This is a genomic window from Kitasatospora putterlickiae (assembly GCF_039527695.1).
Classification (GTDB): domain Bacteria; phylum Actinomycetota; class Actinomycetes; order Streptomycetales; family Streptomycetaceae; genus Kitasatospora; species Kitasatospora putterlickiae.
This window is the reverse complement of sequence record NZ_BAAAKJ010000125.1, coordinates 19,488-28,032: the sequence shown is the minus strand read 5'-3', so window position 1 is coordinate 28,032 and position 8,545 is coordinate 19,488. Positions and strand designations below refer to the sequence as shown.

Sequence of the window (8,545 nt, the reverse complement as noted above, 5' to 3'; positions counted from 1 at the left end):
ACCTTCTCGCTCGCCCTCGCCGCCCTCGACCGGCCGCACTGGAGCGCGCTCACCCCGGTCGGCCCGGCCCGCGCGCCGCTCGCCGACCAGAGCGCCGCCGGTCAGCGCCCCACCCCGGCGGACGACGCCTGGATCATCTTCACCTCCGGCTCGACCGGCCGCCCCAAGGGCGTCGCCGTCACCCACCGCAACGCCGCCGCCTTCGTCGACGCCGAGGCCGCGCTCTTCCTCCAGGACGAGCCGATCGGCCCCGGCGACCGGGTGATGGCCGGCCTCTCCGTCGCCTTCGACGCCTCCTGCGAGGAGATGTGGCTGGCCTGGCGGCACGGCGCCTGCCTGGTGCCGGTCCCCCGCTCCCAGGTGCGCTCCGGCGCCGACCTCGGTCCCTGGCTGGCCGAGCAGGAGATCACCGTGGTCTCCACCGTGCCGACGCTGGCCGCGCTCTGGCCGGCCGAGGCGCTCAACGAGGTGCGGCTGCTGATCTTCGGCGGCGAGGCCTGCCCGCCCGAGCTGGTCCAGCGCGTGGTCACCGAGGGCCGCGAGGTGTGGAACACCTACGGCCCCACCGAGGCCACCGTGGTCGCCTGCGCGGCGCTGCTGACCGGCGAGGGCCCGGTGCGGATCGGCCTGCCGCTGGACGGCTGGGACCTCGTCGTCGTCGACGAGGCCGGCCGGCCGGTCGCGCCCGGCGGCACCGGCCAGCTGGTGATCGGCGGCGTCGGCCTGGCCCGCTACCTGGACCCGGAGAAGGACGCCGAGAAGTACGCGCCGCTGCCCTCGATGGGCTGGGAGCGCGCCTACCGCAGCGGCGACCTCGTCCAGGCCGACCCCGAGGGCCTGCTCTTCCTGGGCCGCGCCGACGAGCAGATCAAGCTCGGCGGCCGGCGGATCGAGCTCGGCGAGGTCGACGCCGCGCTGCAGGCGCTGCCCGGCGTGGCCGGCGCGGCCGCGGCCGTGCGCACCGCGCGCGGCGGCAACCAGCTGCTGGTCGGCTACCTGGTGACCGGCGAGGGCTGGGACCGCGAGCAGGCGGTGCTGCGGCTGCGCGCCGAGCTGCCGGCCGCGCTGGTGCCGCTGCTGGCCCCGGTCGACACCCTGCCCACCCGCACCTCCGGCAAGGTGGACCGCAACGCGCTGCCCTGGCCGCTGCCCGACCTGGAGACCGCCGGGCCGACCGAGCAGCTGTACGGCACCGAGGCCTGGCTGGCCGAGCAGTGGACGGAGATCCTCGGGGTGCCGGTGAGCGGCCCCCGGGAGGACTTCTTCGCGATCGGCGGCGGGAGCCTGGCCGCCGCCCGGCTGACCACCCTGCTGCGCACCCGCTACCCGAACGCGGCGGTGCTGGACATCTACCAGCAGCCGACGCTGCGCAAGCTCGCCCGCCACCTGGAGCGCACCGGTGCCGAGGCCGGCGAGGCCCGGACGATCGAGCCGGTGCCGACCCGCGCCAAGCTGCTGCAGCTGCTCCTGCTGATCCCGCTGTTCACCGTGGTCGGCCTGCGCTGGACGGTCGCCCTGCTGGCGCTCGGCAACCTGCTCTCCCACCTGGACGGCTTCGGCTGGGCGCCGACCGCCTCCTGGTGGGCGGACGGCGCGGGCGCGGCGGCGCTGTTCACCCCGGCGGGCCGGCTGGCCCTCGCGGCCAGCGGCGCCCGGCTGCTGCTGCGCGGCCTGCGCCCGGGCAGCTACCCGCGCGGCGGCGGCGTCCACCTGCGGGTGTGGGCCGCCGAGCGGCTGGCCGAGGTGAGCGGCGCGACCTCGCTGTCCGGCTCCTGGCTGGTCCGCTACGCGCGGGCGCTCGGCGCCAAGGTCGGCGAGGAGGTCGACCTGCACTCGATGCCGCCGGTGACCGGCATGCTCAAGCTGGGCCGGGGCTGCGCGGTGGAGGCCGAGGTGGACCTGAGCGGCTACTGGCTGGACGGCGACCGGCTGGAGGTCGGCCAGCTCAAGGTCGGCTCGGGCGCCGTGGTCGGCACCCGCTCGACCCTGCTGCCGGGCGCCCGGGTCGGCAAGCGGGCCCAGGTGGTGGCCGGCTCCAGCGTCACCGGGCACGTGCCGACCGGCCAGCGCTGGGGCGGCGCGCCCGCCGTCAAGCTGGGCCGGGCCGAGCGGACCTGGCCCAAGGAGCGCCCGGCCCGCCGGGCCCGCTGGTCCGCGCTGTACGGGGCCAGCGGCACGGCGCTGAGCCTGCTTCCGGTGCTGCCGGCCGTGGCCGGCCTGGCGGTGCTCGCCCCGTTCGTCGACCCGGCGGACGGCCTGGGCGGCGCGCTCGGCGGCGCCCTGCTCGGCCTGCTGCCGGCCACCCTGGTGTTCGGGCTGGTGTACGCGGGGCAGCTGGTCGCGGCGGTGCGGCTGCTGTCGATCGGGCTGAAGCCGGGGGTGCATCCCCTGCACGGCCGGGTCGGCTGGCAGGCCTGGACGGTGATGCAGCTGATGGACCAGGCCCGGGAGATCCTCTTCCCGCTGTACGCGGGTCTGGTGACCCCGCTGTGGCTGCGGGCGCTGGGCATGCGGGTCGGCCGGCACGCGGAGGTGTCCACGGTGCTGGCGCTGCCGAGCCTGACCACGGTCGGCGACGGCGCGTTCCTGGCCGACGACACCCTGATGGCGCCGTACGAGCTGGGCGGCGGCTGGGTGCGCCTGGGTGAGGCCAAGGTCGGTGACCGGGCGTTCCTCGGCAACTCGGGGATGACCGCGCCGGGCCGCTCGGTGCCCAAGCGCGGCCTGGTGGGCGTGCTGTCGGCGACGCCGGAGAAGGCGAAGAAGGGCGGCTCGTACCTGGGCATGCCGCCGGTGCGGCTGCCGCGCTCGGCCGACCAGGCGGACCAGAGCCTGACCTACGAGCCGCCGGCGCGGCTGCTGTGGGCGCGCGGGCTGGTCGAGGTGGGCCGGCTGCTGCCGGTGCTGGCCTCGGGGGCGCTGGGCGCCCTGACGCTGGCGGCGCTGGCCTGGCTGTCGGAGGCGTGGTCCCCGCTCGCGGCGGCGCTGCTGTCCGGCCTGGTGATGCTCGCGGCCGGTACGGCGGCGTGCGCGGTGGCGGTGGCGGCGAAGTGGCTGCTGGTCGGCCGGTTCCGGGCCGTGGAGCACCCGCTGTGGAGCGGCTTCGTGTGGCGCAACGAGCTGGCGGACACCTTCGTGGAGGTGCTGGCGGTGCCGTGGCTGGTGGGCGCGGTGCCGGGCACGCCGGTGCTGAACCTGTGGCTGCGAGCGCTCGGCGCGAAGGTCGGGCACGGCGTGTGGTGCGAGAGCTACTGGCTGCCGGAGGCCGACCTGGTGACGCTCGGGGACGGGGTGTCGATCAACCGCGGCTGCGTCGTGCAGACCCACCTCTTCCACGACCGGATCATGCGGATGGATACTGTCGTCCTCCGCGAGGGCGCCACCCTGGGGCCCGGCGGCATCGTGCTGCCCGGCAGCACGGTGGGTGCGCGCAGCACGCTGGGCCCGGCCTCGCTGGTGATGCGCGCCGAGTCCGTGCCCGCCGACACCCGGTGGCTCGGCAACCCGATCGAGGTGTGGCAGACCACCTCCTGACCGCCGTCCCCCCGGGGGCCGGCCGGGGTCCGCCCCGTCCGGCCCCCCGGGCGTCACCGTCCCCGTCGCCGACCCCCCCGTCCAGTCCCGTGTTTCCAGGAGCGTACGACCCGGTGAACCCCCGCCCGGCGCAGTCCCCGCAGCCCCCGCAGCCCGTCGCCCCACCGGACCCCTACTTCCCGACCAGCGGTGATCCGCGCTACCGGGTGCACCGGTACGAGCTGGCGCTGGACTACCGGCCAGGACCGAACCGGCTGGGCGGCGCCGCCCGGCTGAGCGCCGTCGCCGTGACCGCGCTGACGGAGTTCGCGCTGGACCTCGCCGAGTTCCGGATCGGCCGGGTACTGGTGGACGGCAAGGCGGCCCGCTACACCCACCGGGCGGGCAAGCTGCGGGTCCGTCCGCCGAAGCCGCTGCCGGCGGGCGCGGCGTTCACCGTCGACGTCCACTACACGGGCAACCCCCGGCCGGTGCGCAGCCCGTGGGGCGGCCTGGGCTGGGAGGAGCTGACCGACGGCGCGCTGGTGGCCAGCCAGCCGGTCGGGGCGCCGTCCTGGTTCCCGTGCAACGACCGGCCGGCGGACAAGGCGACGTACCAGATCGCGGTCACCACGCCGTCCCCGTACGCGGTGGTGGTGGGCGGCCGGCTGCTGACCCGGACCACCGGCTCGTCCAGCACGACCTGGGTGTACGAGCAGTCCGCGCCGACCTCGACGTACCTGGTGACGGTCTCCATCGGCCAGTACCGGCCGGTGGTGCTGGCCGAGCACCCGCAGGTGCCGCAGACCGGGTTCGTGCCGGAACGGCTGGCGGGCGCGTTCGCCGCGGACTTCGGGCGGCAGCCGAAGATGATGGCCTACTTCGGGGAGGTGTTCGGCCCGTACCCGTTCGGCGAGTACACGGTGGTGGTCGCCGACGAGGAACTGGACGTCCCGGTGGAGGCGCAGGGGGTGGCCACCTTCGGCACCAACCACCTGGGCGGCGGCTGGGAGCGCGAGCGGCTGGTCGCCCACGAGCTGGCGCACCAGTGGTTCGGCAACAGCGTGTCGATCGGCGACTGGAGCCACATCTGGCTGAACGAGGGGCTGGCGAAGTACGCGGAGTGGCTCTGGTCGGAGCGCTCCGGCGGGCCGACGGCGGATGCCCGGGCGGCGTACGCGCACCGGCTGCTGGCCGGGCTGCCGCAGGACCTGCGGCTGGCCGACCCGGGCCGCAAGCTGATGTTCGACGACCGGCTGTACCAGCGCGGCGGTCTGGTGGTGCACGCGTTGCGGCTGGCGCTCGGGGACACCGCGTTCTTCCGGATGCTGCGGGACTGGGCGTCCTTCCACCGGCACGGGGTGGTGAGCACGGCGGACTTCCGCGCCCATGTCGACCGGTACGCGCGGGGGCCGCTGGACGAGCTGTTCGACGCCTGGCTGTTGCGGCCGGAGCTGCCGCCGCTGCCGGCCGGCTGACGCTCCGCCCGCTTCCTGCACCGCGCCGTCCCCGGGCTCGGGCTCGGCGAACTCGGGGACGGCGGACGGCGCCACGCAGCCGGGGTCACCCGCCCGTACGGCGGCGGCGGGGCGGCCCGGCCCCTCCGCCGAGGGGCCGGGCCGCGCCTGCGCCGACGGTGGCGGCGCGGGGGTGCGTCAGCCGGTGAAGCCGGCCGTGATGGAGGTGAACTGCCAGTCGTTCTGGGCGATGCCGGAGCAGGTCTCCTGCTGGCCGCCGCCCGGGCAGCCGCGGTCGCGGTTGACCGACCAGAAGGCCATCCGGGCCAGGTGGTGGCTGTTCGCCCAGTCGCGGATCGCGGTCCAGTTCTGGACGGTGGTGATCTCGCCGGTGTCGCTGAGGCCGTTCATGCCGGAGATGCCGATGTGCGCGTAGGCGGTGGCGTCGTCCCAGCCGAAGACGGACTTCAGCTTGTTCTTCAGGCCCTCGGTGGCGCTGACGGTGGCGGCGTACATGTCGGTCGAGGCGTTGCCGAAGTCGAACGGCATGATGGTGAAGACGTCGATGTCCGCGCCGATCGCCTTGGCCTGCTCGATCAGCCGGTTGCCGTAGTAGGTCGGGCCGGTGGTGGCGGTGCCGAAGGTCACGATGGTGCGCAGACCGGGGTTGTTCTGCTTGACGATCTTGAGCGCGCCGAGGATCCGGTCCTGGACCGCGGTGTTCTCGAACTCGTCGGTGTTCTCGATGTCGACGTCGATCGCCTTGAGGCTGTAGGCGTCGATCACCTTCTGGTAGGCGGCGGCCAGGTCGGCGGTGGTGGCGCAGTTGGGGCCGAGCTTGTTGCCGCTCCAGCCGCCGATCGACGGGACGACGTCGCCGCCGGCGGCGCGCACCGCGTTGATGGTGGCCTGGTCGACGCCGTTCAGCAGCGGCCGCTGGCTGTCCCAGGTGGGGTTGCAGCCGTTCTGGGCCAGGACGAACGCCAGGGTGAACCACTTGATGCCGGTGGCGTTCATGACGGTGGTGGCGGCCGGCGGGTTGCCCCAGCCGTTGTAGAGGTAGGGCGCGGCCTGCTTGAAGCCGCTCGGGGTGGGGCCGCCGCCGTTGGCGTCGGTGGTCACGGTCAGGGCGGTGGAGGCGGCGGAGGCGTTCCCGGCCGCGTCTCGGGCCTTGACGGTGAAGGTGTAGGCGCTGGACGCGCTCAGGCCGGGGACGGTGACGGTGGTGCCGGTGGCCGTCGCGACCTTGGCGGTGCCCTGGTAGACGTCGTAGCCGGTGACGCCGACGTTGTCGGTGGCGGTGTCCCAGGCGAGCGTCACGCTGCCGGCGGACTTGCCGGTGGCGCGCAGGTTGCCGGGCACGGTGGGGGCCTGGGTGTCGACCGGCGGGGTGGTGCCGCCGCCGGGGCCGTCGAACACGATGTCGTCGGCGTAGTAGGTGCCCTGGCCGTACCAGCCGTTGACGTAGACCTCGGCGCTGGTCTGGGTGGCGCCGGTGGTGAAGGAGACGCTCAGCCTGCTGTAGTCGGCGGCGGAGGTCCAGGCCGAGCCGCCGCCGGTGACGCCGAGGTACACGTAGTTGCCGCGGACCCAGCCGGAGAGCGAGTAGGTGGTGTTGGGCTTGACCGCGACGGTCTGCACGCACTTGGCGGTGTCGCTCGCGGTGGCGGCGCCGGCGAGCGCCTTGCCGCCGCCGTGCACCGGGGTGGCGACGACCGAGCCGAGGCCGCCGGAGCAGGTCCAGCCGGACAGGGCTCCGGTCTCGAAGCCGCCGTTGGTGAGCTGGTCGGCCGCGTGGGCGACGGTGGGGGCGGAGAATGCCGCGGCGGCCGCGAGCAGCGCGGCGGCACCGGCGGCGGGCAGTCGGGTGCGCTTGTGCACCGATGACCTCCAGTGTGGGGGTGTGGGGGATGGAGGTGCGGGGAGGGCCCTAAAATGGACTAGACCAATTGCTCATGTCAAGTGTTGTCCGCCGGACGGATGATGAGGGTGTGTCGGAAGGGGAGGAACCGATCGGGCGAAAATGGGTGGAACACCCCTCGGAGAGCAAACTAGGTTGGGGGCGCGATGCCATGGCACCGTGGCACCAAACCGGCCCAACCGGACCGAAGCCGACTGAAGTCGACCGAAGAACGTCAGAGGATCAGATGACCGACCTGTCCGACGAACTGCTCCCCACCACCCGCCGCGCACTGCTGCACCGCCTGGCCGTCGCCCAGTCCGAGGGCCGCACCCCCTCGACGGTCGCCGCCGTGGTCCGCGACGGACGGCTGGTCTGGAGCGGCGCCCGCAGCATGATCGACGGCCACGCGCCCACCGTCGACGTGCAGTACCGGATCGGCTCGATCACCAAGACCTTCGTCGCCGTCCTCGTCCTGCGGCTGCGCGACGAGGGCCTGCTCGACCTCGCCGACCCGGTCGAGCGCCACCTGCCCGGCACCCCCGCCGACGGCGCCACCGTCGCCCAGCTGCTCTCGCACTCCGCCGGCCTCGCCTCCGAGACCCCGAGCCCGTGGTGGGAGCGGACCGACGGCGCGCTGCGCCCGGCCCTCGCCGACGTCCTGGAGCGGGAGCGGCCGCGCCGCCATCCCGCCGGGCGGCTGCACCACTACTCCAACCCCACCTACGCGCTGCTCGGCGCGCTCGTCGAGCGGCTGCGCGGCGAGCCCTGGGGCGAGGTGCTGCGCCGGGAGGTCCTGGAACCCCTCGGCATGGACCGCACCACCCTGCTCCCCGAGCACCCGCACGCCGGCGGCTTCGCCGTCCACCCCTGGGCCGACGTGCTGCTGCCCGAACCGCTCACCGACACCGGTCTGATGGCCCCGGCCGGCCAGCTCTGGTCGACCGCCGCCGACCTCGCCCGCTGGGCCGCCTTCCTGGCCGGCGGCGACGGAAAGGTGCTCTCCGCCGACACCCTGGCCGAGATGCGCCGCCCCGCCGTCGCCCCGGACACCGACGACTGGACCGAGACCTACGGCCTCGGCCTCCAGCTGATCCGCCACGACGGCCGCACCCTGTTCGGGCACACCGGCTCGATGCCCGGCTTCACCGCCGGGCTGTGGGTCAGCGAGGCCGACGGCCTGGCCGCGATCGCCTTCTCCAACGCCACCCACGGCCCGCCCACCGGGCAGCTCACCGCCGAGCTGATCGCCGTCACCGCGGAGCACGAGCCCCGGATCCCCGAGCCGTGGCGCCCGCTGCCCGAGGTCGACGAGCACCTCCTCGCCCTCACCGGCCCCTGGTACTGGGGCGCCTCCCCGCACGCCCTGCGGCTGGCGGCCGGGCGGACGCTGGAGCTCTCGGTACTCGGCCGAGGCGGCCGCGCCTCCCGGTTCCGCCCCGAGGCCGACGGCACCTGGACCGGCCTCGACGACTACTACGCGGGCGAGACCCTGCGCGTGGTGCGGGCCGCCGACGGCTCGGTGAGCCACCTGGACATCGGCTCCTTCGTGTTCACCCGCGAGCCCTACGGGCCCGCCGAGGTCGTCCCGGGCGGACTCGACCCGCGGGGCTGGCGGGCGTACTGACCGCCGCTCAGGCCCGTCGCCGCTCCGGGGCCGGGGCGGAGGCGGGCG

Annotated in this window: 4 protein-coding genes; 3 read left to right on the top strand and 1 reads right to left on the bottom strand. The window is 75.0% G+C overall.

The features are described 5' to 3' along the window. Positions 1-3,534: Pls/PosA family non-ribosomal peptide synthetase (locus tag ABD308_RS13255; protein WP_344332976.1), on the top strand; the 3,534-nt coding region annotated here is incomplete at its 5' end. Positions 3,535-3,647: 113 nt separating this feature from the next. Then, on the top strand, positions 3,648-4,991 hold the full coding sequence (locus ABD308_RS13250; RefSeq protein ID WP_344332974.1) for a M1 family metallopeptidase: 1,344 nt from the start codon (positions 3,648-3,650) through the stop codon (positions 4,989-4,991). A gap of 177 nt (positions 4,992-5,168) precedes the next feature. Here ABD308_RS13250 and ABD308_RS13245 read toward each other — a convergent pair whose 3' ends face one another. Beyond that, positions 5,169-6,851, bottom strand: coding sequence for a carbohydrate binding domain-containing protein (locus ABD308_RS13245; RefSeq protein WP_344332971.1), 1,683 nt, complete (start codon positions 6,849-6,851; stop codon positions 5,169-5,171). Positions 6,852-7,117: 266 nt separating this feature from the next. Here ABD308_RS13245 and ABD308_RS13240 point away from each other — a divergent pair, with 266 nt between their 5' ends. After that, positions 7,118-8,497 carry a serine hydrolase domain-containing protein gene (locus ABD308_RS13240; protein ID WP_344332969.1) on the top strand — a complete coding sequence of 460 codons (1,380 nt, stop codon included), beginning with the start codon at positions 7,118-7,120 and terminating at the stop codon, positions 8,495-8,497. Positions 8,498-8,545 lie beyond the last annotated feature (48 nt).

Coding starts and splice junctions, on each gene's coding strand:
- ABD308_RS13240 (WP_344332969.1), top strand. CDS start 7,118: ATGACCGACCTGTCCGACGAACTGCTCCCCACCACCCGCCGCGCACTG.